This is a genomic window from Actinacidiphila rubida, assembly GCF_900110255.1.
Classification (GTDB): domain Bacteria; phylum Actinomycetota; class Actinomycetes; order Streptomycetales; family Streptomycetaceae; genus Actinacidiphila; species Actinacidiphila rubida.
The window spans coordinates 1-25,832 of the sequence record NZ_FODD01000068.1 but is presented as its reverse complement, the minus strand read 5'-3'; the positions used below and the strand labels follow the sequence as shown (position 1 = coordinate 25,832).

Annotated in this window: 24 protein-coding genes, 1 tRNA gene and 4 pseudogenes; 14 read left to right on the top strand and 15 right to left on the bottom strand. The window is 71.0% G+C overall.

What is annotated here, in order from left to right:
- Positions 1 to 471: 471 nt before the first annotated feature.
- The 6 genes from BMW99_RS36885 to BMW99_RS36855 form a co-directional block, all read right to left on the bottom strand.
- Positions 472 to 1,590, bottom strand: a complete 1,119-nt coding sequence (locus BMW99_RS36885; protein ID WP_079138418.1) for a M20 metallopeptidase family protein — start codon at positions 1,588 to 1,590, stop codon at positions 472 to 474.
- Positions 1,591 to 1,758: 168 nt separating this feature from the next.
- On the bottom strand, positions 1,759 to 2,454 hold the full coding sequence (locus tag BMW99_RS36880) for a DUF11 domain-containing protein (RefSeq protein WP_141726134.1): 696 nt from the start codon (positions 2,452 to 2,454) through the stop codon (positions 1,759 to 1,761).
- Between the two features lie 229 nt (positions 2,455 to 2,683).
- Entirely contained in the window at positions 2,684 to 3,757 is a 1,074-nt protein-coding gene (locus BMW99_RS36875) for a COG1361 family protein (RefSeq protein WP_218159320.1), read from the bottom strand.
- On the bottom strand, positions 3,750 to 4,265 hold the full coding sequence (locus BMW99_RS36870; RefSeq protein WP_069463607.1) for a hypothetical protein: 516 nt from the start codon (positions 4,263 to 4,265) through the stop codon (positions 3,750 to 3,752). Before BMW99_RS36870 ends, BMW99_RS36875 begins: the two co-directional genes overlap by 8 nt.
- A 209-nt stretch (positions 4,266 to 4,474) precedes the next feature.
- Positions 4,475 to 5,539, bottom strand: a complete 1,065-nt coding sequence (locus BMW99_RS40530) for a hypothetical protein (protein ID WP_069463608.1) — start codon at positions 5,537 to 5,539, stop codon at positions 4,475 to 4,477.
- Positions 5,540 to 5,583: 44 nt separating this feature from the next.
- A complete protein-coding gene (locus BMW99_RS36855; protein ID WP_069463609.1) occupies positions 5,584 to 6,111 on the bottom strand; it encodes a SigE family RNA polymerase sigma factor in 528 nt (175 codons plus the stop codon).
- A gap of 406 nt (positions 6,112 to 6,517) precedes the next feature.
- Here BMW99_RS36855 and BMW99_RS36850 point away from each other — a divergent pair, with 406 nt between their 5' ends.
- Both BMW99_RS36850 and BMW99_RS36845 read left to right on the top strand, forming a co-directional pair.
- Entirely contained in the window at positions 6,518 to 7,303 is a 786-nt protein-coding gene (locus tag BMW99_RS36850; RefSeq protein WP_075018315.1) for a hypothetical protein, read from the top strand.
- 324 nt (positions 7,304 to 7,627) lie between these two features.
- A complete protein-coding gene (locus BMW99_RS36845; protein ID WP_069463611.1) occupies positions 7,628 to 8,278 on the top strand; it encodes a TMEM175 family protein in 651 nt (216 codons plus the stop codon).
- 18 nt (positions 8,279 to 8,296) lie between these two features.
- Here the strand turns inward: BMW99_RS36845 and BMW99_RS43260 are convergent.
- The 3 genes and pseudogenes from BMW99_RS43260 to BMW99_RS36830 form a co-directional block, all read right to left on the bottom strand.
- Positions 8,297 to 8,722, bottom strand: a pseudogene (locus BMW99_RS43260) (tetratricopeptide repeat protein); the annotation flags it as partial.
- 196 nt (positions 8,723 to 8,918) lie between these two features.
- Positions 8,919 to 9,767, bottom strand: a complete 849-nt coding sequence (locus BMW99_RS36835; protein ID WP_069463612.1) for a hypothetical protein — start codon at positions 9,765 to 9,767, stop codon at positions 8,919 to 8,921.
- Positions 9,764 to 10,291, bottom strand: coding sequence for a SigE family RNA polymerase sigma factor (locus BMW99_RS36830; protein WP_069463613.1), 528 nt, complete (start codon positions 10,289 to 10,291; stop codon positions 9,764 to 9,766). Before BMW99_RS36830 ends, BMW99_RS36835 begins: the two co-directional genes overlap by 4 nt.
- A gap of 170 nt (positions 10,292 to 10,461) precedes the next feature.
- Between BMW99_RS36830 and BMW99_RS36825 the strand changes: the two genes are divergently transcribed.
- Complete coding sequence (locus BMW99_RS36825; protein ID WP_218108414.1) at positions 10,462 to 10,998, top strand: DUF402 domain-containing protein; 537 nt, start codon at positions 10,462 to 10,464, stop codon at positions 10,996 to 10,998.
- 471 nt (positions 10,999 to 11,469) lie between these two features.
- Here BMW99_RS36825 and BMW99_RS39660 read toward each other — a convergent pair whose 3' ends face one another.
- Complete coding sequence (locus BMW99_RS39660) at positions 11,470 to 12,072, bottom strand: TetR family transcriptional regulator (protein ID WP_176735479.1); 603 nt, start codon at positions 12,070 to 12,072, stop codon at positions 11,470 to 11,472.
- Between the two features lie 39 nt (positions 12,073 to 12,111).
- Here BMW99_RS39660 and BMW99_RS41030 point away from each other — a divergent pair, with 39 nt between their 5' ends.
- From BMW99_RS41030 to BMW99_RS36800, 4 genes are all read left to right on the top strand, one after another.
- The gene (locus tag BMW99_RS41030; RefSeq protein WP_176735480.1) at positions 12,112 to 12,492 is read left to right on the top strand and encodes a nuclear transport factor 2 family protein; all 381 of its coding nucleotides are present in this window, start codon (positions 12,112 to 12,114) and stop codon (positions 12,490 to 12,492) included.
- A gap of 187 nt (positions 12,493 to 12,679) precedes the next feature.
- Positions 12,680 to 13,084, top strand: coding sequence for a nuclear transport factor 2 family protein (locus BMW99_RS36810; protein WP_069463617.1), 405 nt, complete (start codon positions 12,680 to 12,682; stop codon positions 13,082 to 13,084).
- 389 nt (positions 13,085 to 13,473) lie between these two features.
- A complete protein-coding gene (locus BMW99_RS36805) occupies positions 13,474 to 15,504 on the top strand; it encodes a right-handed parallel beta-helix repeat-containing protein (protein WP_069463618.1) in 2,031 nt (676 codons plus the stop codon).
- A gap of 820 nt (positions 15,505 to 16,324) precedes the next feature.
- Positions 16,325 to 16,396 (top strand) — tRNA-Gly (locus BMW99_RS36800).
- Between the two features lie 462 nt (positions 16,397 to 16,858).
- Here BMW99_RS36800 and BMW99_RS36795 read toward each other — a convergent pair.
- Entirely contained in the window at positions 16,859 to 17,398 is a 540-nt protein-coding gene (locus BMW99_RS36795) for a hypothetical protein (protein WP_069463619.1), read from the bottom strand.
- Positions 17,399 to 17,633: 235 nt separating this feature from the next.
- Here BMW99_RS36795 and BMW99_RS36790 point away from each other — a divergent pair, with 235 nt between their 5' ends.
- The 6 genes and pseudogenes from BMW99_RS36790 to BMW99_RS36760 all read left to right on the top strand — a co-directional run.
- Entirely contained in the window at positions 17,634 to 20,426 is a 2,793-nt protein-coding gene (locus BMW99_RS36790) for a choice-of-anchor P family protein (protein ID WP_141726137.1), read from the top strand.
- A gap of 371 nt (positions 20,427 to 20,797) precedes the next feature.
- The gene (locus BMW99_RS36780; RefSeq protein ID WP_141726138.1) at positions 20,798 to 21,031 is read left to right on the top strand and encodes a hypothetical protein; all 234 of its coding nucleotides are present in this window, start codon (positions 20,798 to 20,800) and stop codon (positions 21,029 to 21,031) included.
- Positions 21,032 to 21,325: 294 nt separating this feature from the next.
- Positions 21,326 to 21,622, top strand: coding sequence for a hypothetical protein (locus BMW99_RS36775; protein ID WP_069463623.1), 297 nt, complete (start codon positions 21,326 to 21,328; stop codon positions 21,620 to 21,622).
- Between the two features lie 68 nt (positions 21,623 to 21,690).
- Complete coding sequence (locus tag BMW99_RS36770; protein WP_069463624.1) at positions 21,691 to 21,954, top strand: hypothetical protein; 264 nt, start codon at positions 21,691 to 21,693, stop codon at positions 21,952 to 21,954.
- A gap of 124 nt (positions 21,955 to 22,078) precedes the next feature.
- Positions 22,079 to 22,474 (top strand): hypothetical protein, encoded by a 396-nt coding sequence (locus BMW99_RS36765; protein ID WP_069463625.1) that lies wholly within the window; start codon positions 22,079 to 22,081, stop codon positions 22,472 to 22,474.
- Between the two features lie 466 nt (positions 22,475 to 22,940).
- Positions 22,941 to 23,516, top strand: a pseudogene (locus BMW99_RS36760) (barstar family protein); the annotation flags it as partial.
- 359 nt (positions 23,517 to 23,875) lie between these two features.
- Here BMW99_RS36760 and BMW99_RS36755 read toward each other — a convergent pair.
- Positions 23,876 to 24,459, bottom strand: a pseudogene (locus tag BMW99_RS36755) (ABC transporter); the annotation flags it as partial.
- A 187-nt stretch (positions 24,460 to 24,646) separates the two neighbouring features.
- Positions 24,647 to 24,811, bottom strand: coding sequence for an STAS domain-containing protein (locus tag BMW99_RS41700; protein ID WP_176735482.1), 165 nt, complete (start codon positions 24,809 to 24,811; stop codon positions 24,647 to 24,649).
- A gap of 73 nt (positions 24,812 to 24,884) precedes the next feature.
- Between BMW99_RS41700 and BMW99_RS36750 the strand changes: the two genes are divergently transcribed.
- The gene (locus BMW99_RS36750) at positions 24,885 to 25,130 is read left to right on the top strand and encodes a hypothetical protein (protein WP_069463627.1); all 246 of its coding nucleotides are present in this window, start codon (positions 24,885 to 24,887) and stop codon (positions 25,128 to 25,130) included.
- Positions 25,131 to 25,203: 73 nt separating this feature from the next.
- Here the strand turns inward: BMW99_RS36750 and BMW99_RS36745 are convergent, their stop codons facing one another.
- The gene (locus BMW99_RS36745) at positions 25,204 to 25,599 is read right to left on the bottom strand and encodes a DUF2267 domain-containing protein (RefSeq protein WP_075018314.1); all 396 of its coding nucleotides are present in this window, start codon (positions 25,597 to 25,599) and stop codon (positions 25,204 to 25,206) included.
- A gap of 44 nt (positions 25,600 to 25,643) precedes the next feature.
- Positions 25,644 to 25,832, bottom strand: a pseudogene (locus BMW99_RS36740) (DUF2267 domain-containing protein); the annotation flags it as partial.

Below are 25,832 nucleotides of genomic sequence, written 5' to 3'. Positions count from 1 at the left end.
GACGACCGGCGGGACGAGGACTGCGGTCGTCAGGACCGGCGGGACCACGACGAGTGGAGCCGTCACGACCGGCGGGACCACGACGACCGGGGAGGCAGCTACCGTCATTACGAGCGCTGACACATGCGCCTGGTAACCGCCGGCTCCTGAGTCGCAGGGGGCGCCCTCCGCAATGACGGAGGGCGCCCGAACGCCTGGACCGTGTCCTGCGCATCCTCGTCCTGCCACGCGCAGCGCACTGACCTCGCGCCACAGCCACAGCCACAGCGCACCGGCGGACGGACACAGGGTGCTCGATGCCGTAGGCGGTGCCGGTGTCCTTCGCCCGGTCCCGGACCTCGGGGTCTGGCCGGCGCGCACGCGCCGACGTCCGCGCGGGAGAAGGACCTGCCGTGCGTGTCACCCATGACCGGCGGCCAGCCGGTCGGTCAGCAGGCCGGTCATGGCCCGCACGCCGTGGCCGATCGCGCGCTAGTCGGCGGCGAAGTCGGGGGTGTGCGGCGCGCCGTTCCTCCCCGACTCGGCGTCCGCGACGCCGAGGTAGAACTGCGCGCCCGGCGCCTGGTCGAGGAACAGTGCGAAGTCCTCGCAGTTGAAGGGCCAGGATGCCCGGGCCCACACGACGGAGTCGGGCCCCAGGGCCGCGCTCAGGTACCGGCCGGCCGCCGTGCTGAGCTCCGCCGAGTTCACCATGGCGGGGAACGGATCGCCCGGGAACTCCACGTGTCCGCCCGCGGCCGCCGCGAGCTGCCCGACCCGCGCGCGCAGCTGCGCCAGCCGCTCCTGCGGCCAGGCCCGCAGCAGGACGTTGGCGACCGGGTGCCCGTCGGGCGTCCGCTCGCTCCACTGGGCCACGCACACCGATTCCTGGACCGACGCGGCGGTCTCGGGCTGCAGCAGCGCGTGGAAGATCGCGCGGTACTCGGCGATGCTCTGCGGGAACCCGACGGTGCCCAGTTCCGCCACCCTGGCCGCGAGGGCGGTGACGGCCGCGTCGTCGCCACCGGGCAGCGTGATCCGGATGTGGTCGAGGCCGGGCAGGCCGTATCCCGGAGAGACCCCGATGGTGCCGGAGGGAAACGGGCCGCAGTGCAGCGCGTAGAACTCGCGCGGCGCGAGCCTGTGCACCAGGCCGGTCTCCAGCATCGCGCGGGCGCCCTGCAGGTTCTCCTCGGCCGGCTGGAAGACGAACACCAGCCGGCCGCGTACCGCACCGGCGTCCTGAGCGAGCGCCCGGGCCACGCCGACGCCGATCGCGGTGTGCAGGTCGTGCCCGCACAGGTGCGCGGCGCCGGGGACGCGGGAGGCGAAGCCCTCGTCGAAGGCCCGGCCCGACCGCGGGAAGGGCAGCACGCTGGTTCGCGTGTCGACGGCGTCCATGTCCGCCCGGTACGCGACCGTCGGGCCGTCCGCGGAGCCGTCGAGCACCGCGAGGACCCCGTGACCGCCGACACCGGTCGTCACCTCGAGCCCGGCCGCGCGCAGCTGCTCCGCGACGAGCCCGGCCGTCTCCCGCTCCTGGCCGGCGAGTTCGGGCCGGCGGTGGATCTCCCGCCGGAGCTCGATCAGTTCTTCCGCACGATTCGTCACCGGTCAATCGTGCGCCCGACCGCGGCTATTGGGCACCGTTCGGTGACAGCTTCCGGGTGACCCGGCCGAACAGCTCCGTCAGCGGTCCGCCGGCATCCCGGCCGAAGCCGGCCGGCCCGTGGGTGGCCAGAGGCGGCATCGCCGGTTCGACCTCCCGCCGGACCAGCGTCAGTGGTCGTGGCGATCGCAGCCGTCATGACGCCCGTCGCGGTCGTGCCCGTGGTGCCTGATCGTGGTGGTGTCGGTGGCGGTGCGGGTGGCGGGGTCACCGCCTCCGGTGACGGTGGCGGTGTTGGTGACCCGCGCACGGGCGTTGCAGGAGATGCCGACCTTCAAGGTGACGGGCGGGTAGTGGTGCCCGGCGGGCAGGACGTCGCCGCGGGTGCAGGTGAGGGTGGCCGGCGTGCAGCGCCATCCCCGGCCGGTGATCCTGTCGGCCCGAAGACCCGCGGGGAGGACGTCGTGGACGGTGACCGTGGTGCCGTTGGTGGGGGCGGCGGCGGTGGTGGCGTCGCCCACCGTGATCGTGTACACGCCGTCCTGGCCCTGGACGAAGGTGCCCGCGTGCGTCTTGGCGATGGTCAGGGAGGGCCGGCGGACCGGAACGACGGTAAAGGTGAGGCCGGTATCGGCGGTGCCGGCGGTGGCGGCGGTGCCGCCGGGGTGGGTGGCGGCGGTGCCGCCGGGTGCGGTGAGAGCGGTGGCGGTGAAGGTGTCCATCACCGGCGCCGTCCCGTCGTTGACGTAGGAGCGCTGGACCGTGGCGGTCGAGGCCGTGGCCACGACGATCGCCAGGACGGCCAGCCGGGCCATCGTGACCTTCCCCGTCCTGCGGGCCCGCGCCCTCAGCCGCAAGCGAAACATGCCGTGCCTACCTCCCGTGCCGGGGCTTGCTCCAGCCCGCCCTTTCCCCTGCCTGAACAGCGACATCTCCACTTCCCAACCGTCGATGACAAGCCGTAGTCGGATCTCGGCGCGCGGAACGCCGGCGCCGCCGCGAAAAGGGGCCGGCGGCACGCTCGATGACGACCCGTCATATGTCGCCCATGGAGCGGATCAACCGGCTGCGGGGGCGACCCTGGGCTGGGAGTGGTCACCGGCGGCGCCGCAGGAACGTGGACAGCGGAAGGCACACGGCGGCGAGGACGAGGACGGAGAGCCCGGCGACCACAGGGCTGGGGAAGCGCCCTTGCCCGACGGCCGCCGCGGCGACCGTTCCGGCGCCACCGGAAGCCGCCGGGAAGGTGATGGTGGCGCGTGTGGTGCGCTCGACCAGGCCGCTGTTGAACGTGAGCGCCACGGTCCAGGGGCCGGCCGGCAGTTGTGCGTCCAGCGGGACGACCGCCTCCGCATGGTCACCCGGAGCCAGTGCGGTGTCCGTCTCGGCGGCCGGGAACGGTCCGGCGCGCAGCCCGGCCGGCCCGTCGGAGAGGGCGAGCGCCCCGTTGATGTCCAGGGCGCGGCCCCCCGTGTTCTGGATCCGGGCGCGGACCTCCGCCCGCCCGTCGCGGGCCCGGGACACAGAGAGCCGCCCGATCGTGAAGTCCGAGGGTGGCTCACCACCGGGACCGACGTCGATGTACATGCGGACGCCCACCCGGCCCAGCATCGTCAGCGTGTGCGAGCGGTCCGTGCCGATGCCCGTCTGCGCCCAGATGACGCCGTACCGCTCCCCGGCGGCGGCGTCCCTGGGCACCTGGATGGTGGCGTGTACCCGTGCTGTTTCGGAGGCCGCCAGCTCGAGGTCCGCGGTGTCGAGTGAGGTCCAGCCGGTCAGTTCGTCGGGGGTGCGCTGCGGCGCGAAGGTGAACGTGCCGTTGGCGATGGCGGCCGCCGCGGCGTAGACGTTGACGTGGATCGGTGTGGACGACTCGTTGGTGACCTCCACCCGCCGCTCGATGGTCGAGCCGGGCGCGAGGTGGTCGATGATGTAGGCGTGTGCCCGGGGATCGGCACGGCGGCTTTCCGGGGCGTCGAGCAGCTTGATGCCGATGGTCCTGCTCCCGGCCGGGTGGGCGGGGGAGGACGGCTCGGGCGTCCCCGCCGCCGGGGTCATCGCGGCCGCCGGCGTCGCTCCGGTGGCCGGGGTCATCGCGGCCGCCTGGACGAAGGCCAGCGCCAGCAGCACAACCCAGTACCGGCGCGCGCCCTTCAGTGCGTCAGGCAACGGATTGGGTCAGCGTTCCGGTGTAGGCCCCGCCGACGGCGGCGGCGGGCACGTGAACGGTGACGGTCGGGTTCCAGGTCGCGGTGTTGTCTCCGACCCCGGCGCTTCCGGTGACCACCGTCTGCGCGGAGTTGCTCAGCGTCACGGGCGTTGTGGTGGCGGTGATGGTACCGGTCGTCGTGATCGACCCGGGATCGTAGCCGGCGCTGGTGGCGGGGATCGTCGAGGGACCGCTGGCGAAGTCCGTCTCCGCCGCGGTCACCGTCCAACTGGCCGAGGCCAGGGCACGGTCGTCGGTGACGGTCACGGGACCGAGCGCCCCGCTGATCGTGGTGCCGGGCGCTCCCGAGCCGAGGGCGACGCTGACCGGTACCGACATCGTCAACGCGCCCGAGGTGACGTTGTACGTGATGGTGGTGGAGGGGTCGTCGGCCGCGACGGCGAGGCCCGGCTGGACCAGGACGAGCGCAGTGGCTGCGGCCGCGACAGACAGGCTTCGTGCGCGCACGGTGACTCCCGAGGTAGCCGACGCCGGCCAGCGGATGTGCTGGCCGACAGCGGACGTGCTGGCTGACGCGAGGCAGACAATCGGGCGCGGCCTGTTCACACAAGCCGACGCGCGCCGCGCTGCGCCACACGAATGACCACATTGGATCACCTGGCCGCGGGGGACGGGTGGGCGGCGGCGACCGGCGTCGTCAACCGCGAACCGTGCGCTCAGAGGGGGAGGTGGGCGTGGATGACGCCGGGAATCGCCGACCAGGCGGCCAGGCCGCTGGGGGTGAGGAGGGCGGCCCAGTAGTCGTCGGGAGAGGAGGGGCTGCCAACCAGGCGAATGAGCGGGTCCTTGACGGGCGCCGTCAGGTGGAGCGGGGCGGAGAAGGTGATGACGTAGGTCGTTCCGGCATCGCAGTGCAGCACGGCGTGCACGGGTGTGCCGGAGACGGCGAACGCGATCCGGACCTGCTCCTTGCGCTGCCCGCACTGGTAGAGGAGGCCGGCGGCGGTGGTGCGGCCGGCCAGGTGCTGCTCGGCGGGTGCGGGCCCGAGTGTGAGCGTGTCCGGGTCGGGGACTCCGGAGCGGGACTGGCCGCCCACCCGGCCGACGACGAGCCACCAGCGCACGTTCCCGGTCGTGCGGACCGTCATGGTGACCGGTGTGCCGGGTGCGACCACCGTGTTGGGGCCGGAGCGGACGCCTTCGGCGACGAGGTCGGCCTCGGCGCTCAACCCTGCCGCGCAGTTGGGGGTGGAGGGTCGCGGGGGGACGGACAGGTCGCTGCCGAGCGTGCCGTGGTCGTCGACGCCGATGGCGCCCTTGCCCACGCAGCGCAGTTCGACGGCGCCGATCCTGCTGCCGTCGGGGATCGTCACCTGTTTGGTTCCCGGACCGGTTCCGTAGGCGATGGCGAGACTGGTGGACAAGGTGGTGTTGGGCACGGAGAACAGTGCCGGGTAGTGGCCGTCGGCCGTGGCCGGGGAGGTGGTCTTGGGGGTGGCCGCCGGTGTCGGCGTGGCGGTTGCCCGGCCGGTCCGGCCGGCCTGGCTGGGCGCTCCGGCGGGGTGGGCGCCCTGGTCGAGGAGGGCCGGCGTCATGGCTGCGGCCACGGCCACGACGGCCAGGGCGCTCGCCGCGCCCGCCCTGTGGGTGCGGCGGCGCCGGGACGCGCGCAGCTGCACCTGGGCGAGCCGGCGGGGGTTGCCCGGTGGGTCTGCCGCGGCGTCGGCCAGCAGGCCGGGCAGGCGGTTTTCGAGGTCGTCCGCGTGGTGCGTGGTGTTCATGGCGGTGATGGACTCTTTTCCGCGGTCGTGGGAAGGGGGCCGGGTCAGCTCGCGGCGCCGGTGAACGCCTTGAGCAGCTCAGGGTGCGCCCGCAGTTTCGCCAGCGCGCGCGAGGACTGGGTCTTGACGGTGTCCACCGAGCGGTTGAGGCAGTAGGCGGTCTCGGCGACGGACAGCCCCTCGTAGTAGCGGAGCACGACGACCGCCTGCTGGGCGGGCGAGAGTTCACCGATGAGCCGCAGGACCAGCGCGCGGGTGGCGTAGCGTTCGGCGAAGTCCTCGACGGCCGGCAGGCGTTCGCCGTCCCAGAAGTCACCGCTGGGTAGTTCGTGCCGCCAGCGCCGCCGCCACCAGGTGGCGTAGGAGGTGACGAGGATGCGCCGTACGTAGGGTTCCGGGAACTCCTCGATCTGCTTCCAGCGCGGGTAGGCCTTGGCGAGGGCGGTCTGCAGGAGGTCCTCCGCCTTGCCCCAGTCGCGGGTGAGCAGGAAGGCCGTCCGTAAAAGGGTGGGGCCGCGTGTCGTGACGAACGCGTCGAAGGTGACCTTGGCCTCTTCGGCCGTCGGGGACATAGGCGGTACCTCTGATCTGCCGGGTGCGGCGGTCCGGTGGTGCGGCGGGGCGGCGGTTCGCGGTGGCCGGGGAGCGGGCGTTCTGGCCCGGGGCCGGTTCGGGGCGGGTCCGCTTGCGGGTTTCGCAGACCTGACGACGACGCGGGCCTACATGGTGGCAACCACCGCGCGGTCGTTGCCGATTCGTTACGGCACCTGCGGGGGTGCCGCCTCCGCGCCCCCAAGAACCCTGCGCGGCCCGGAGGACCCGGAAAAGAGCAGGACGCTGCCCGTCGCCCACGGACACCGTCCGGCCGGACGACCGGGTCGGCCCCCGGAGCCGGCGTCGCTGGGCTGGTTTCCTTGACGGTTGGGCCGGCGCGGGATTCACTGCGGGATCGACAGCGAGACATGGGGGCGGGCAACGGTGATCTCGGAGCCGGAAATGGGCGACGGGCCCGAGAACCGCTGGGGCGCCGGTGCTTTCGCCGACACGGTCGGTACAGCGCCGGCCAACCGAGGCGGATGGCCGTGGAGATGGGTCGTCGGAGCCGTCATAGCGACCTCGGCTGCGGGGGCGCTGGTACTCCACCTCACCGGGTACGGACAGGCATCCCGTCCCGATCTTCACCACTACACGCTCTCGGAAAGCCCCTGCAGCGGCGACAACCTCAAACCACTGACCGACTCCTTCGCCACCGAGCACTTCGCGGCGGCCCCGGCTGCCATACGGACCGGCCCCGCGCTCGACCTGGCCCAGTGCACACTCGACGCGCAAGGCTCCGTCGGAGCCAAGTGGGCGGTCCTCTACAACGCCGTCGTCACGGTGCAGCTGCACAAGAAGACCGACCCGGCCCCTGAATTCGACGACCTCGGCGGCCCTCACCCCTTGGGGCAGAATGCGCCGTGGATGGCGGTCGTCGATCCGTCGGGCATCGTGACCTCGAGCAGAGCCCAGGCCAGCGTTCCTGTGCCCGGTCTCGGGGACAGCGCCTACCTGCTCACCGACGACGACGGCGACGAGACCCTGACCGTCCGTCACGGCGGCGCGGTCCTCACCATTGCCCTCAGCGTTGCTGAACAGTGGAGCGGACCGGGCGGGGCCCCGCCCCCGGACGCAGATGGCTACCCGCAGAAGCCGCCCCGCCTGAACGCCTTCCGCCCGGCCCTTGTCGCCACCATGCGCACGCTGATGACTGCCCTGTCCCGGTGAGGCCGCAGGACGCCTGGAGACAGGGGCTTCGCCGCCCGCAACGCCTCCGGGGCTGACGGCCGAGCGCGGCCCGGGTCCGGCTGGTGCCGGCGGGCTGGGCGGGCCCGGTATCGGCGCGGCAGCCGCCGCGGTGTATGACCCGCTCGGGGCGGCCGCTGCCGGGCAAGGGCGTTTCGACACCTGTCTGGCGCGGGGGCCGGATAACGGGAAGGACGTTCAGCGCCGCGGCCGGCCGCCCGGCGCGCCCCGCGGTGGCGGGCGGCGGCGTGCCCGCCGAAAGCGTAATCGGCGGGTGCCCCCGCGGTGGTCGGCCAGGCTTTGCCCATGAGCGTGAGCGTCGAGGATCCCGAAAGCCGCAACCTGGCGCGGCTGATCGCGCTGTCCGACGGGATCTTCGCCATCGCGATGACGCTGCTGGTGCTCGACATCCATGTCACCAGCGGTCTGAACCCCGCCGAATTCCGCAGCATGCTGCACGACCTGCTGCCCCACATCGGCGCCTACGCGCTGAGCTTCACCATCCTCGCCGCCTTCTGGCGCGACCACCGGCGGATGCTGCAGATCGCCCGCCGGGTGGAAGGACCGGCGCTCCGGCTCACGCTCGCCGGGCTGGGCGCCATCGCGCTGCTGCCCTTCCCCACCACCTTGTTGTCGGAATACGGCTCCCAGCCCCTGGCCGTGGCCCTCTACGCAGGCACCGTCGCCCTCATCGACCTGCTGCAACTGGCGGTGATCCAGGTCATCCGCCGCGAACGGCGGGCCGAGGGGGCGGGCCGCCACGAGACGACCGCAACCAGCTCCGGCGATCTGGACATCGTCACCGACCTGCTCGTGACCGCTGCGGTCTTCGGCGCCACGGTGCCGATCGCCTTCGCCTCCCCGAAAGCGGCACTGTGGACCTGGCTCGTGCTGGTCCCCCTCAAGTTCGCCCTGGGCCACCGCGCCCGCGCACACCCCCGGGGCAAGGGCGGCTGAAACGCACCGGGGCATAGCTGGCATCGAGCGCTGGTAGCGGGGCAGGTGCGGGGGGAGCGCGGCGAGCGCGACACCGTCGCCTTCACGGACCGGGCCGACGTCGGCCGGGGCCGGCGCGAGGACCGCACGACCGCGTCGTCCAACGGGTCGGCACTCACGCCGCGTTCGGCGGTCAGCAGAGCCCACGGACTCCTCGGGCCGGCCGAGATTCCGCAGCGAACCGGCCAGCTGGATCACCGCACGGCGTCGCCGCCTGCCGGTCGGGCCGAGTTCCAGAGCCCGTTCGTACGGGCGGCACGGCACGGTCGCCAGCGCAGCCTCATCCAGGCCGTCGAGCAGCTGAGTGCCTGCTCGCTCCCACGCAGTGGTGCCACGCCCGCACCGGAGGGGACAGCCCCACCGGACGGGGCGCCCCCCACGGCACCGGCGCCTTCCGACCCACAACCACGCCCCGCGAACATGCCGTTCGGCGACGCCCGTTCGGCCGGGCAGTGGATCGGCGACAGGTCGTGCCGAACCTGCGCGAGACCCTCTCGACGACCCCTCTCTCGCGGCCGCGCCTGCGCTCCGGCGCGGTCGCGCCGGTCCGGACCGACCAGCCGCGCCGACCGGGGGCCCGGCCGGCGCGGCGGCGGCCGCGTCACGAACAGACGGCGCTCACCCCGCCCGTGACGTCGTCGACGGTGAGCTGGAACGGCGCCGCGCCGTCCAGCGTCACGGTCCAGCCGTGCACGACGGTCCCCGACGCCGGCTCGTCGGCAAGCCATGTCACGGGGGCAGGACGGCCGCAGTCCGTGCCGCCCTTGCCGCCACCTGCCGGGTGCCCGTAGTGGCCGGCCACCGCCGGATCACCGGGCTCACCCCCGCGTGCGGTGCAACTGATCGCGGTGATCCGGCCGGTGACCGGATCCAGGGCCAGGGACGCCTGCCGGTCCAGCAGGGTCGTGCCGCGGTAGAACAGGACGTTCCCCGGATCGGCGGCCAGGACGCCGTCGGCCCGCTCGCCGCAGGTGACCCCGAGCCCGCCGTCGCCCCAGACCCGGGTGAACGCGGCGGAATCGGAGAACAGTGCACGGACCGTCGTGAGGTCGACCTGCCCGCGCACCGAGGGGTGCTGGTACATCGTCGCCGCGGGAAACAGCCCGCGCACCACGGCGTCCGCGCCGATCGGCGCGGACGGCACCACCGGACGCGTCGGGGCGAGGGTCGCCGGCGGCAGCGGCCGGTCGCGGTGACCGCCGCCCGTGCCGAGCACGATCACCGCCGTCGACGCGGCCGCGGCCACCACCGCCCCCACAGCGAGGGCGAACCGCGAGCGCCGCCAGGCTCCGGCCGCCCTCGCGATCGCCACCGGATCGAAATGCGGCGGCTGCTCGCAGCCGGCGAACTCGGCCATCACCGCGGTGAGTTCCGCCTCCAGCCGGGGCCCTGCGGCGGCGTCGTGCGCCGCGCTCACGTCGTCCATCGCGTCCTCGCGCTCCGCTGTCATCGGGTACCTCCCCGGGTCGGGCCGGCGGCCTTGTCGCCGGCCCGGGCCCGCAGCTTGCCCAGCCCCCGGGCGGCCTGCGAGCGCACCGTGCTCTCGCGGATCCCCAGCAGGGCGGCGATCTCCGTGTCGGCCAGGTCCTCGAAGTAGCGCAGGACCAGGACGGTCCGCATGCTGACCGGCAGGGCCCGCAGGCCCCGCATCAACTCGTCGCGGGACAGGATCTGCTGGTAGGCGTCGGACCCCGGCGACGGCGGGCCGCTGTCGCCCAGCAGCACCTCGGTCCCGGCGCGGCGCCGCAGCCGATGCCGGTCGTACACCAGGTTCACCAGGACCCGCCGCGCGTACGCCTCGGGCGCCTGGGCACGGCTCACCGTCCGCCAGTGGCGGCACAGGCGCTCCAGCGTCGACTGCACCAGGTCCTCGGCCTGGCCCCGATCTCCCGTCAGCAGCACCGCCGTTCGGAACAGCGCCCCCGATCTCGCCCTCACGAACGCGCTGAACTCCGCCACGTCGTCGGGACGCATTCCCACCCCCTGTTCGCGCCATCCCTCACTGTCTCCACCCCACCAGACGGCGAACACCCCCACACTGCTGCACACCTGACCGCCCGTGACACATTCGTGATCCCGGCGGCCGCCGCCGGTCCAGGCCGCACGGGTTCCTCAGGGGTGCTCTGCGCGTTAGCGTCATGAGGGTGATCGCAGACCGCCGCTCCGTCCTGGTCGAGGTACGCAAGTACGACGGCGCGCTGAGCGGACGGTGGACAGCCGGCCGTCTGGGCCAGGACGAGCACGGGGTGTGGCTGGGCACGGCGCAGGGGGTCCCCGTCCAGTCGGACGCCGGCGGCTGGCCGAACCGGTTTCCCCACGTGATGGTGATTCCCCGCGGTCAGTGGTGGATCGCCACGTTCTGCGCGGACCCGGGACCCGAGCTGTACGGCGACATCTGCACCGTGCCCGAGTGGAACGCCGACCGGACGGTCCTGCACGCCGTCGACCTCGATCTCGATGTCGTGCGGCCCCGGGGCGGCACCGCCTACAGCAAGGACGAGGACGAGTTCGCCGAACACCGGGTGCGGTTCGGCTATCCCGATCATGTCGTCGCCCGGGCCCGGCAGACATGCCACTGGCTGATGGCGGCCGCCCGCCGCGACGGCCACGGCGCCGAGCCCTTCGCATCGGCCTACCGCGACTGGCTCAGCCTTTTCGTGGGCCCCCCGCTCCTCCCGTGAATGCGAAGCTGCCCTGTGAGGGCAGAAGGCCGCGGGCATGTCCGGATTGGTAAGTGTCACTTTTTGGGCATGCGCCACACGCACGGTGCGAACACGCAGCTAGCCGTCGCTTTCCACGCTCTGCCTCGCCACGGACCCGGCGGTAACCACCTGGGCATGCCGGCCGACGTGGGATAGGAGACCGCCGACATCCGGAGCAACCCGATCAGCCTCTTCAAGGCGTGCGTGGTCATCAGCAACGTCGACGACTGCGCACCCGACTACGCAGGCACCGGCCGCTAGCTGCTTCCGGACAGCGGCCGTGCCTTCCGGCGGGCGCCGGCCCCGTACGGCGCCCGCCCATCAACCGGACGGCCCGGGCCGTCCGCCACGGCGCCCAGCCGCCCGCGTACGGCGGCCGGAAGCGCAAGGGCCTGCGCGCCGTACCGCCGGAGTCCGCGCGAAGGGCCGCGGCCACCTCGGCTACGTGCGTCAGTCCCTGAGGCGGGTCCCGCCGCCGGCGCCGTGGAGCAGCATCACGGAGGTGCGGAACTGGGCTGCAGCGGTGGGGGCGTCGACGAGGCCGGCGCGGACCCGCTGGTTGGCGGCGTGTCCGAGAGCGACCGTCGCCGTCACCAGCCATCCGATGTCCAGTGCGGTGGTGAACTCACCGCCCTCGCGGCCGCGTTGGATGACGGATTCCAGCATCTGCTGGACCGGAACGTGGCGGGCGGCGTCCGCCTCCCAGGCGGGTTCATGTTCGGCCAGGGCGGCCAGTACGGCTTGCTCGGCCAGCAGGGTGCCGACAGCGGTGAGGAACCTGTCGAGTGCCTCGGTGGCGGTGCCGGCCTGGACGTCGGCGGCCTCCAGCACGGCGATCGCCCGGCGACTGAGCTCGTCGCGGACCGCCGACAGCAGTGCCTCCCGCGTGCCGAAGTGCACGTACGCCGTCTGCCGGGTCAACCCGGCTGCGGCGGCGATCTCGGCCATGCCCGCTTCGGGGCGTGAGGACAGGACCTGTATCGCAGCCGAGAGCAGAGTCGCGCGGTTGCGCGAGACCTCCACCCGCTGGCGGCGACGCCTTATCTCTGACACGGTTGACAACTTTAGCAGGGTGCTCCGACGATGACGGACATGCCACAGACAGCCGAGGTAACCGAACAGGCGGCCCGCCGCCTGCTGATCGACTACACGCGCGACATCGCCCAGTCCGAGGAGGACCCGGCCCTGATCGTGGACCGCGCCATGACCGCCGACGTGGTGTGGGTCACCGACGGCAACGCTCTCACCCGGAACCAGCTGATCGCCCACGCGGCCCCGACCCGCAAGAACGTCACCGCCGGCGAGCTGACGATCGATGAACTCCTCGTCGACGGCCACCGGTTCGCGGCCCGCTGCCGACTCGTCGCCGAGCACCGCAACCTCGGCAGCGTGCGGATGGACTGGATCCTGATGGGCGAGGTCGCCGACGACGGACGGGTGCGGCGCATCCACCAACTCGCCAGACCGGCCTGATCACATCCGGTCGGTCCTCCATCTGTTTGAGCCTGCGCCCAAGAGCGGGAAGGCGCGGTGTGGAGATGGCCTGTTCGAGTGCCTGGTCCGCGACACGCGCGGAGCACCGGCCCCGGCGACCGGTCGACTCATACCGTGAAGCCACGAGGGCTACGGCACGCGTGTGTCAACAAAGTGGAGGCAGGCCATGAGCGCGGACACCAACGTCGCCACCATCAAGTCGATCTACGGGGCGTTCGGACGCGGCGACGTGCAGAGCATTCTGAACGCGTTGAGCGACGACGTGGACTGGGCGGCGGAGGCGGCATCGACGGCCGCGCCGTGGTACGGCGTGCGCTCGGGCAAGTCCGAGGTGGGCCTCTTCTTCGAGCAGTTCGGCTCGGCCATGGAGGTCGAGGAGTTCACTCCGGTGGCGTTCGCAGCGAATGAGGCGGACGTCATGGCCGTGGTGCGGCTGAAGGCTCACCACCGAGCCAGCGGTCGGAGTGTGGCCATGGACCTGCACCATTGGTTCACCTTCCGGGACGGCCTGATCACCCACTACCGCGGGACCGAGGACACCGCCCAGGTCGAGCCGCTTTTCTGCGCCTGAGCCGGCGCAGACCGACAGGGCCATCGATGAAGGTCACCGAGCAGCTCGGCGACGAACGGGGACGACGCGGTGGCCGGCCTCCGGGCGCTCTGCGGCCCCGGGCAGAGGTGTGCGGGTCCAGGCCGGAGTGCTGAGGGCGTTGGCGCCTGACCGTTCGCGGGTCACGCCGGGCAGGGTGGCATAGCGGTGTGCTGTCAGCAGGCAGTTCGCGGGGAGGTTGCCGTGCTGCGGGCTTGGGCGGAGAGCACTCCTGCGTACACCGTGGGGGCGACCCCGGGCCGACGGGCTCCTGCGCGTCGCGATCCCACCGGTGGAGACCGTGTTACCTTCCATTACTCTCCGCTACGAACCAATGCGTAGTGTGACTATCGCCGGGAAGGTTTCCCTTGATGAACAGACGATGGCTTGCCTACTGGCTGGCGGCCCTGCTCGGCGGGGCAGGCCCAGTGCTGGGAGTCGCGCCTCCGGCCGCCGCCGCGACCGTCCTCAACGTCGCGGCCACCGGGAACGACACGCCGGGGTGCGGCTCGGCCGCCGTACCCTGTGCGTCTGTTCCGTTCGCCTACGACCAGGCGGCCCCCGGAGACACCATCAGGGTGCAGGCCGGTACCTACGTCATGACCTCTCCTCTGGTCATCCGGAAGGCCGACCTGCGTCTCGAGGGTGCCCAGGCCGGAGTGGACGCCCGCACCCGCACCTCTGGAGGCCCGGGTGAGACGGTCATCACGACCACGCTCAACACCCCGATCCAGCAGGACATGTGGATCGCACAGGCCAACGGCGTGTCCATCGACGGTTTCACCTTCACCGGGAACGCCGACGGCGCGGGGGTGACCACCAGCGAGAACTTCAGCGGCTACGAGGTCGAGAACGACATCTTCTCGAACAATCTCAAGGGATTCGCCCCGTCCTCCAACGGCGCGATCCCCTCGGTCTTCCAGCAGAACCTGTTCATCGGCAACAACAACGCCACCCGCCACCCCGGGGCGCAGGGCAACGGGGTCTTCACCTATCGACCACTGGCGAACGCGACGTTCGCGCACAGCACGTTCCACGACAACGGCAACGCACCGATCAACATCGCCGGCGGTGAAGTCCCGGGCGCAACACGGAACATCACCATCGCGGACAACGACATGGACGGCGAGTTCCCGATCACACTCGTCGTCGTCTCGGACGCCGTCGTCACCCGGAACAGCATGATCGGCGGCTGGAGCGGTGTCCAAGTGTCCGGCGCCTGCCACGACATCGACATCACGCACAACACGATCGCCGACAAGACCCGCGGCGGCGTTCTGCTGTTCACCGGCTTCGCCGCAGTGACGAACACCGGCATTACGATCGCGGACAACACCATCGAGCGGACCGGAACGTTCACCGACCGGTTCGGCGTCGAAATCTCCAACAGCAGCGGCGTCACCGTGCTGCGCAACCGCATCGTCGACTCCGGTCACGACGCCATCGGCTTCACCCCGCGCGGTCAGCAAACACCCAGCTCAGATACCACCATCACGCAGAACACCATCACCGGATCGGGCGGCTCCGGCATCTTCGTCGCACAGGGCGCCTACTCCGGGCCGATGACGGCCCGGTACAACCGGATCGTCGACAGCGGCTCCGGACAGGGTCTGGTCGACGACGACCGGGCCGCGGACGTTGATGCGCGGTTCAACTGGTGGGGCTGCAACGACATGCCGAACGGCGACGGCTGCGACCACGTGGCCGGGACCGCGGACGACCAGGTCGGGTTCCAGCCCTGGCTGGTCCTGACGATCCACTCCGAGCCCGCCGGGATCGCAGCCGGACAGCAGGCACAGATCACCGCCAGCCTGCAGAACGACTCCAGCGGGCACCCGCAGGCTGGGCCCTTCTTCCACCCGGTGCTGACCACGTTCACCGCCGATCCAGGCATCCTGACACCTGATCAGGTGACCACCGACGCATCGCTGCACGCCACCACCACCTGGCCCGCCGGCCAGCCCCGGCCCGAGTCGATCTGCGCCACGGTCGACCACGCGAGGGTCTGTCTGAACTTTGAGTCCACCGGCGGCTCGATCATCTCGAAGGTCATCGATAAGAAGACACGCAACCGCGTCGAGGGCACCGAGGTGAGGATCACCGACGCGGCCGGCGAGACCGCGGGCACCTGCACCACCGACGCCAACGGCACCTGCGACGTCGAGGACCTGCCCCCGGGCACGTACGACGTCTGCATCGTCGGCGTCCCCGAGGGCTACGCCCTCCCCAGGAAGCCCTGCATCGGCCCGGTGAACGTCGAGGAACACGTGGAGACCCAGGTCACCTTCGTTCTCCACAAGGAACAGGGCAAGGACCACGGCAATCGTCCCGGCAAGCGCCCGTGCAAAGACCACGGCAAGCGCCCAGGTGACAAGCCCAACCCCAAGGGACGTGCCTGGTAAGGGCATTCACGTGCCTGCTTCTGAACCCTGAATCACCAGGTCAAGAGCCGCCGATCTGGAACGGGAGCATCGCGCAAGCACTCGGGGAACGGCCACGGTGACCGTTCCCCGAACGGAACTCTCTGCGGCCGGTGTGGCCCGAGGGGTGGTCAGCGCCACCCAGAGCACCCCGAAGAGTCAAGGCAGCTTGATCACCTGGTGCTGACGGTCAGCAGGTCCACCCTCGGTCCACCTGCTATCAAGCTGCCGAACCCGGTCTTGCCGGGGGTCCAGAGACAGGCACTCAAGAGGTCGTGGTGCGTGCTCGTCACGCCCCCTGCCCTGCCCAGTGCATCCCCAGGCCGGTCAGCTTCTTGCGCCGCTCCGCGGTGAATTTGTCGGCTCGGCGGCGGGCGTTGTCGGTGAACTGGCCTAGTCGGTGCGGCCTCCGTCGACGTCCTCGATGTGCTTGCTGGGGACGTGGAGCGTCCTTCGCGGGCGTGGAACTGGCGGGCGGCCGGGGCCAGTTGGCGCCGCCCCTTGTCGGCCTGCGTACGGGTGCTGGAGGCCGCTTGTCAGGCTCCGCGGGGTGAGGTGGAGCGCCACGACGGGTCGATGGCCTCCGGCGCATCACGCCGCTCTTCGGTCAGTGCCCCAGCAGGAGAGCCGACCGGCAGACCGGCTTCGCGCCCCGCCTCGCGCTCCACGACGGCAGGACCGGAGGGGCGAGCACTCCTCTGCCTCTCTCACCCGGAGGGCGCAACGTGACGAGCGGATGGCAAGGGGGATGTGTAGCGTCTTCCGTGGCTGGCTGACCTGTGCACTGTGCAGGCGGCCACTCGCGCCAGTAGTGCAAGCAGCACGCCCGCCTTCCTGGCGGGAGGTCTTGGTTCGAGTCCGGGCTGGCGCTCCACCAGAAGGCCCCCACCGCACCGGTGGGGGCCGGCCCCCTTGTCGGCCTCGGCCTGTGTACGGGGCGCAGGCGGCCACTGGTCAGGCCCCGCTGGGCTGGATGTGGAGCATGTTCTCCAGCATCCGGGCGTGCGCAGGCAGCACCTCCTCTCGGCCGAGACGCCGCGCATGTATCCGTGCGCCTGTACCCGTGTGAGTGGGCGCGCTGGTGGGAGCGGCTGTCGGTCGTGATCGTGGGGGCGTGGCTGGGGTTGTACTCGCACGGGTCCGCCCAGGGCGCCACCCCGAAGCCGGCTCCGTCATCGTCGGCGGCTGCCGGCTGGTCGCGGCCTTCCGCGCGCCCCTGCGGGGGCACGTCCTGCCTCGAACTCGCCGTTCCCGGTGGGCGGTTCGCCGTGGTGATGCGGGGCCCGTCGTGTCCCGTCACCGGCGTTGCCGGCGTGCCCCGCCGGCGGGGCGGAGGTCAGCCGACGACGGCCCGCACTTGGAAGTGCCCGCTCGCGGCCGTGCAGCGCATCGCCTCGCCGCAGATCGTGCGGGTTGCCACGATGAGCGACGTGCCCGCCGCCGTCGCGGTGTAGTCCGCGGTGCGGTCACCGCAACCGCCCGATTCAGCCAGGGGCGCCGCGCAGCTCACGGAGGGCGACGGATTCGCCGAACCCGTCGCGTCCTGGTGGAGGACGGCCGGGGCGTCCGGGAGACGGAACGTCCAGTAGGACGTGGCCAGCGCGACGTGGACGTGCTGTCCGATCCTGAGGCGGACGGTCGTCCCGTTCGCCGCGAGGGTCAGCGAGACGGTGCCGGCACCGCCACCCGCCGGGCTTCTCGTGCCCGGCGCGGACGCGCTGCCCGTCGCGCTGACCGATGCCGTAGGAGAGGCCGCCCCCGACGGCGTCCCGCCTCCGTCCGAGCCACCGGACGACGTGCAGCCGGACAAAGCGAGCGCCACCGCGGCGACGCCGACTGCCCACGCACCCGGCAGGGACGAGCGGGATGTGGCCATCGGGATCTCCGTATCAGTCGGCGGCCCGGCAGGGGGAGGGTAGGTGCGCTGGTTGGACGGCCGGGTGCGCGAACAGGTTCCCCCAGGCAGGCAGGTTATGTCTGGTTCATGACAAAATTTTCACGTATTGACTCCTCCCCGCACATCCTCATCACCCCTAGCGTTGCGGCGCCCGGCTTCGCTCCGTCCGCGACCGCGTGCCGTCGGAGCCGGCGCAGGGAGGGGAAGAAGCACCATGAGCACACAACTGCTTTTAAGAGCACGGCTCTGCGCGGGGGTGGCCGCCACGGCCATGCTCGTCCTGGGCCTGCAGGGGACGGCCGCGGCCGTGACGGCGGCGCAACCGGACCACGCGCCGGCCGCCGCCGCGAAGGCCCCCGCCGCGAAGTCCGTGCAGCCGGCCAAGGCCACCGCACCGCACGTCTCCGTCCGGTCCACGTCCGCATCGGCATCCGCGGCCACGCCACCGGCCGCCCCCTCGGGCCCCGGCCCGAACGGCAAGTACGGCTTCGCCTGGGCGCGGCCCGCCTCGGCCGTCACGCCCAGCACCACCACGCCCACCGCGAAGCCCAGCGCCACCGGCAAAGCCGCCGGCCCGACCGTCGCGCCGTCCTACACGCACGAACCCGCGCCCGACCCGAGCTACGACCTGCCCCGCGGCACCGGCCCGGTCATGCACAGCATCACCATCTCGCTGGTGTTCTGGCTGCCGTCCGGCCGGCACTTCGAGGCCGATCCGAACGGTGACGCCGCCTTCGAGAACCTGCAGCAGCGGTGGGTGCAGGACACCGGCAACACGTCCTTCTACAACCTGCTGACGCAGTACTACGACGACAGCGGACACATCCCCAACACGGTGTCGTTCGGCGGCAGTTACCTCGACACCCGGGCGTACCCGCACGACGGCACCATGGCGGGGCCGCTGACGTCGGGCGACATCACCGACGAGGTCTCGCACGCGGTGGCGGCCAAGGGGTGGGCCGAGGACTCCACGCACCTCGTCGCAGTCTTCACCGGGCGCGACGTCCAGCAGTGCTCGGCCCCGGACGCCCCCAACGGCTGCACATTCGTCGACGGCGGCAAGCACACCGGTGCGTACTGCGCGTACCACGACCACTTCGACGACAACGGCAAGGACGCCATCTACGCCTTCATGGGCAACGACGACGGCGACCACGGCGGCCCGTCCTGCGACGTCGGCGGCAGCTCGCCGAACGGCGACATGGCCGCGGACTCCGAGATCAGCACCCTGTCGCACGAAGTGATCGAAGCCGTCACCGACCCCCATCCCAACCAGTCCTGGACGCAGAAGGGCGACCCCAGCGGCGGCGAGATCGGCGACAAGTGCGCGTACAAGTTCACCCCGCGCGACGACTCCGGTGCCGACGTGTACCTGCACGGCCACCCGTACATCGTGCAGGAGGAGTACAGCAACGCCGTCCACACCTGCGCGGCGGACATGTGCGTCATCGGCGGCAAGGACAACGTGTGCCCGCCGCAGGTGACGGCCGCGGAGACGGTGGACAACCCCAACCCGGTCATCGGATCGACCCTCACCTACACCGTCCGGCTGCAGAACTCCGACGACACCGGGGCAGCGGCCAACCTGACGGTCAACGGGCCCTTGCCGGACGGCTATACGGTCACCGGGCTGTCGGCGCCCGGGTCCACGTCCCAGACGTCCGACGCGAACTCCTTCACGGTCGGCTACGACACCCTCGCCGTGCACCAGAGCAGGACGATCACGGTGAAGGCGACGGTACCGGTGCAGGTCGGGACGCCCGCGTCGGCGTGCTCGACGATCGCGCTGCAGGACCTGCTGAGCGCGGCGCAGCCGTCGGTCAAGTCCAGCCCCTGCGGCTCGACGACACCCGGCAAGATCCCGACGTCGCTGACGTACACCGGCCCCACGTCGCAGGACTACCACGACGCGTTCACCGCGACCGCGCACCTGACCGGCGGGGGGTCGGCGCTGTCCGGCGGGCCGGTGGTGTTCACCCTCGGGGGCGCGCACTGCACCGCCACCACCGACGGCTCCGGCAACGCCGGGTGCAGCCTGACGCCCGTCGACGCGGCGGGCACCGTGACGCTGCACGCGGACTACGCCGGTGACGGCACGCACCTGGCGAGCTCGGACACCGCCGCGTTCACCATCAAGAAGGAGGAGACCACCCTCGCCTACACCGGGCCCAAGCACGTCGCCAACGGCGTGCCCGCCACCTTGTCCGGCGTCCTGAAGGAGGACGGCACCACCGGCATCGCGGGCCGCACCGTGAAGATCGCGCTCGGCGCCGGCACCTCGGAGCAGGACTGCACCGGCACCACCGGCAGCGACGGCACGGTGTCCTGCACGATCCAGCTCGTCGACCAGCCGCTGAACGACACGGCGACCGTGCCCGTCGCGGTGACCTTCGCGGGCGACGGCTACTACCTGCCGTCGAGCGCGTCGGCGACCGTACGGCTCGAGTACTACACCGGCCGCTCGTTCGGCCTGTCCGCGAACGTCAACCTGCTGCTGGCGCCCCTGACGATCCCGCCGCAGCCCGACACCGGCCCGATCCGCACCGCGCACGCGTCCAGCACCACCACGCCGTGCTCGGTGACCGTCAACGCCCTGCTGCTGTCCGCGAACGGGCTGTGCGCCAACGTGACCACCACGCTGGCACCCGGCACGTCCACGGCGACGGCCACGGTGCAGAACGCCACCATCGGCCTGCCGGGACTGCCGGTCATCGGCATCTCCGGGCTGACCGCCACCTCGGTCAGCAGCTGCACCACCACGCACGGCTCGGCCACGCTCACCCTGACGATCGCCGGCGTGCCGGTGACCGTCCCGACCGCGCCGAACAGCGTGATCGGCCTGCCGGGCGGTGCCCGGCTGGTGGTGAACGAGCAGACGCCCGTGCCGGGCGCGGACTTCGGGACCACGGTGAACGCCGTGCACCTCCTCGTCCCGTCCCTGCTGGGCGGCACGACGGCCGACGTGATCGTCGGGTCGGCCACCAGCGACGCCCACAACTGCAGTTGAGGCCCTGACCGCAAAGGGCACGCACGACCGCCGGCCCCGCCCCCGGGTTCATCCCGGGCGCGGGTCCGGCGCGCGCGGTGCGGGCTGCCGGGGGGCGCAGGGCAGGGAGGGGCGAGGCACGATGGAAGGCGTGGGTGAGGGCGGTGAAGCCATCACGGTGGAGCGGCTGAGCAAGACGTTCGGCACACTCACCGCGCTGGACGACGTGTCGTTCCGGGTGCCGCCGCAGACCGTGTTCGCCACCACCTCGGCCACGGGGGAGGGGAGCCCGTGGAGGAAATACGCAACGAGGTGCAGGAGCCCCTCAAGACCGCGGAGATGAACCGACACCTCAGATTCTGTCCGCTGGCGCCTCGCGGTTGCTGGTGGGCGTGGACCACCACGATGAACGGCACGCGGACTTGTGGCTCATCGCGAATCGCCTCGCGCTGGAGATCACGTACCAGTCCGTATACAGCAGCAAGGACTTCCGGACTTCTTACCGGCTCGACGCTGTCACCGCGCTCGGCAACCACCCGTTCAACCAGGCGTTCGTCCAGAACGGCAACCACCCGTGCGCACCGCTTCGCGCCGCCCGGCCCACAAAGAGCCCTATGCCGGGCTGACGTCAGCAGCCCGGCGAGCACCGGCTGAGCGATGCGGGCGCCGACCGCCAACGGGCAGCCCGCGCTCGCCGCCTACACGCCACGGTCCGGCGGTGGCCATCGTGTGCACACCCTGCAGGTCCTCAGCGTCAGTGCAGGGCGGGCCCACACGACTTCGTCTTCGCCGATCCGCGCATCTTCGACGTCTTCGAGCTGCCACGCGAGATTCCTCCCTGCGAATTCTGCCCGGAGCGATGAGTCCGGACGGTGCGGCCGGTACGCACGGGTGAGCACTGAAACGAGGGGAATCCCCGCGTGAGCGTCATCGTCGTCGAGTTGATCACCCTGGACGGGATCGTGTCCGACCCGGACGGATCGCAAAGCACGCCACTGGGCGGCTGGAGGTTCCAGTACGGCCGGAAGGAGGTCGGCACGGAGCACAGATTCCGCCTTGGCCCCGCGCTGGACGAGGGTGTGCCGCTGCTCGGGCGCGTCACCTGGCAGCTGCTCGCGCGGATATGGCCCGGCCGCCAGGACCCGTACGCCGCGCGGCTCCAAGAACTCGCTCCCTTCCGCACCATGATCTTCACCGTGGACGACATCGTGCTGTAGGCGATCCCGACAAGCGAACACATCGAACCGGCGAGGCCCGTGAGTCCAGCCGAATCTGGCTACCCACAATGAAGGCGCGCAAGGAGGACGACCCTGCCGTCAATCCTGCGGGGTCGATCTCCCCGGGAGCCTCGGACCACCTCAACTGGTTCAAACTGATGGAGTCCGCTGGCGCCGCCAACGCCCTGGACTACCAGATGAGCAGTTACCTCCTGATTCAGTGGCTCACAGGCAAAGGCAAGACCATCGGACTGAGTGACGACACGGGCCTCGCGCAGAATTACTGGATCTTCGGGCAGTCGTCGACCTTCACCGTCAACGCAGGACAGTAAGGCGCCCCATCTGAACTCCTAGCGTGAAGTCGTCCGCCCGCGCCACGTGTCTTGGCGCGGGCGGACGACTACGGTAGACCCTGCATACCTCACAGTAAGGAAATGGGTGTGGGTTGTTGTTCGCATGTCGACCTGGGTGGGTTTGTTGATGGTCAGTACTGTTAGGCGGCGCAACAAGACCATCATATCCCTTGTGCTGACGGCCGCCGCAGTGTACGGGGTTTTTCGATTCCAGGCGTCCGAGAACAAGGGATTCATTTCTATCCGTGACTACAACGCGGCAAAAATAGGTACCTCGGAAAAAGCACTCCGCTCGCACCTCGACCCGTCCCTGTCGTCGGACAATATTCCCAATTACCTCCCGGATCCGCCCGGTGACGAGTGCTTCTACTATGAAGATGATCAGACCTCAATCGACGGTACGACATTTCGTTTTTGTTTCAAGGCGGGTGTCCTCGACCTCAAGGACGGGTACGGTCCGGCCTTTGATTCTGGCCAAATCCAGGCGGCGCACTCGTGAGTTGTTTCATTTCGACTCCAGGCCTGCCTTGCAAATCGTTGTTGTCCGACCGTGATATCGAAGGTGATGTAAGACTCTGGATTCCCAAGGCTTACGTATGCCCTCTCGGAGCCGGCGGCTGACGAATACGTTCTACGGCCTGTCCGCCAAGTGACGGCGCCGGCATCGGTCGGTATCGCAAGGGCCAGGTGCCACCAGGCGACACCCAGCCCATCCAGGCCGCGTGCAAGGACGTCCGCGAGCCCTCAAGGAGCGCCGCACCGAACCGGAGGAGAAGACCGAGGACCTGCGCGAGGTGGGGAACGCGCGCCTGGACCGCCTGCTCTTCGTCGCCTACCGGCAGGCCGTCAGGGACGGCAACCTCGCCGCGATCGACCGTGCGCTGCGCATCATCGAGCGCCGCGCGCGCCTCCTCGGCTTGGACCGGCCGCAGCGCGCCGAGCTCACCGGCGTCGAGGGTGAAGCGATCGATGCCTGGCGCCTATCCTCCTACGGGACGGGCCTGATCGACCTTGAGCTCGACGGGGGCCGCTTCACACCCGTCCCCAAATACGCCCGGTCGATCTGGGAGCGATGGCTCGCTGGACCATCGGCCGCCGTGAACACCTGGGCCGGCCTCGACACCCGCCGCCGCGGGGCCTGGCATGACCTTGTACGCGAGCGGGCCTGCCGACGATCCCACCGTGACCGGCCAGCCGGTCACGCCTACGAACTCGACGGCCGGTACATCACCGACGAACCAGCCCTCTACCTGGCGCTCGGCGAGGCGGTCAACGGCCCCGGCGGCTACTCCGACGGATGCCTCGCCGCCCTCGACGACTGCCTGCGCGGCACCTTCGGCTACACCGCCCCCGCCACCTTGCTCTGGCGAGACGCCGCGACCACGCGCGAGCACCTGTCCCACGCCCTGACACCGGACGGCCCGCCCTACCCTCTCTGTCAAAGTAGCGGTCCGCCCTGCTGCCCGGTCTTCTTGCCGTCCGGACGGCCGCCGTTTTCGCCGGCATTCGCGCCCTCGCCTGCGCCGCCACCGATGCCGTGACCGCCGTCATCCGCTGAATCGCACGCGGCAGCAACGAACCGTGCCCGCGGCGGCAACCCCGGCCGACGAGCTGCGGATACCGACCCCCGATTGAAGGGTCTTCAGTACGCCGGGCGACAGGCCCGGCGGCGGCACGCCCGTATTGCCGACGTAGGCGATCAAGCTCGCACCGCGCTGTGGCTGTTGCCCGCCTCGCACACTGACATCAAGATGCGCCACGTCGCCGAACTCATCGTGGAATAGGTGCAGACGGGACACCTCGCGAGCGACACCTGCCACAAGCTGGGACGCAGCAAGGCGAAGGGCACGACCCCGCGCCCCGAACCCGGCTGACCGGTGCTCAGCCCCTCGCGCCGTCGTCAGGAGCGAGCGAGCCGGGCCGCGAGATAGGGCGCGGTGGAGCTCCGGCGAGCCCTGGCTATCTTGGCCGGCGGTCCTGCCGCGACCACCCGCCCCCCGCGTCACCGCCGCCCGGCCCGAGGTCGATGACCCAGTCTGCGGTGGCGATCGTGTCGAGGTCGTGCTCGACGAGGACGACCGTGTTGCCGGCGTCGACGAGCCGGTGCAGCTGCCGCAGCAGCGCGATGTCCGAGGGGTGCAGTCCCGCCGTCGGCTCGTCGAGCAGGTAGAGCGCGTGCCCGCGGCGGGCTCGCTGAAGTTCGGTGGCAAGTTTGATGCGTTGCGCCTCACCACCGCTGAGTTCCGTCGCGGGCTGCCCCAACTGCAGGTACCCCAGTCCCACCTCGCGCAACGTCTCCAGACTGCGCGAGGCGGCCGGGACGCCGGACAGGAACGTGGCGGCGGCGTCGACGGACAGCCCCAGCACTTCCGCGATGTTCTTGCCGCGGTAGGTGACTTCCAGCGTTTCGGCGTTGTACCGGGCGCCCTGGCAGGTCGGGCAAGGCGCGTAGGTGCCGGGCAGGAACAGCAGTTCCATCGCCTCGCAGCCGCCACGCGTCAACCTCGAGCAGGTCACGATCGTGCCGACCGGCCAGCTCAGCTGACCGCGCTCGGGACGTCGTGTGACCCGTCGTCCACAGCGTGGGCGGCGGGTCACACGACACCGGGCGTGGGTGGTGTACGAGCTGCCCAGGCACCGGCGACGCCGGAGCGGCCGCACGGCGACGGCGTCAAGAGTTCAGGGCTTGAGTCACTGTGGGGTAGAGGGGAATCATCGTGTCTACGCTGGTGATCTCCAGGATCCGGGCCATGGGCCGCTGGGCGACGACGAGCGCGAGCCTGCCGCCGTCGGCGACCAGGTGATGGTGGGCGCGCAGCAGCGTGTCGAAATCCACTGGCCGCGGTACCTGCTCACGTCACTGCGGCGAAGCGTGAACGCCGGTTCGAGCGCGCCCGTATCGTTTCGGTATGGACAGAAACAAGGTCGACTTCGTCCCACCGCTCGGATACTGCGCCCCCTGTGTCCGCGAGGGCGTCTGGAACGCCGCCGTCACGCAGTATGCAGGCACCTCGACTTGTGCCCATCACCTGATTCACCACGAGGGTACCGGCGAACTCGACCTGCCGGAGGGCCTCACCGACTCCGAGAAGCAGCGTCAAGTGCTGAATCAGCTCGAACGACGCAACCCGACGGGGAACACCAACCACTTCTGAGGGGCGCCCTCGGAGCAGCGCAGTGTGGCGTGGTGGAAGGCTCTTTGGCTTGCCGCGGGGGGTGTTCGGCTGGTCAGGCGGCGGTGGTGAGTTCGGGGCGGCAGAACAGGAGGGCGTAACCGCGGGGGAGTTGGGCCAGGAGGCGGTCGGTGAGGGGCTGGCCGGTGAGGGCGGTGAGGGCGGTGAGGGCGGAGGTGGTGTGCCAGCGGGCTTGCGCCGGGGTGGTGTCCAGGGTGTGGGCGATGGTGCCGACGAAGGCCGGGGCGGTCAAGGGCTGGGTGAGGGGGATTTGCTGGGCGAAGGTGGTGCGGGCTGGTTCGGGCAGGGTGGCGGCCAGATCGCAGCGCTCCTCGCCGACGAGTTGTGCGCCGAGGGCGGCCAGGACGGCGTGCAGGACGTTTTCGGCTTCCTGGTCGGTGGTGTAGTGGCCGTGGTGGCGGACCTGCTGGACGAGCTGGTGCCAGGTCATGGCGGCGTGTCTCCTGTGGGGCTGGTCGCAGGCGGGGTGGTGTGTCAGGGGTGGGTGGGGTGGTGGGGTGGTCCGAAGAGGTTGTCGTAGCCGGGCGGTAGCTGGAGCAGGACGTCACGCATGAGGTCGTTGCCGGCGGTGTCGGCTGTGGTGCTCAGGACGGCGCCGATGTCCCACAGGGCGGTCTGCTCGGTGGCGCCTTCGATCCAGGCGGCGGTGGCGCGTACGAATCG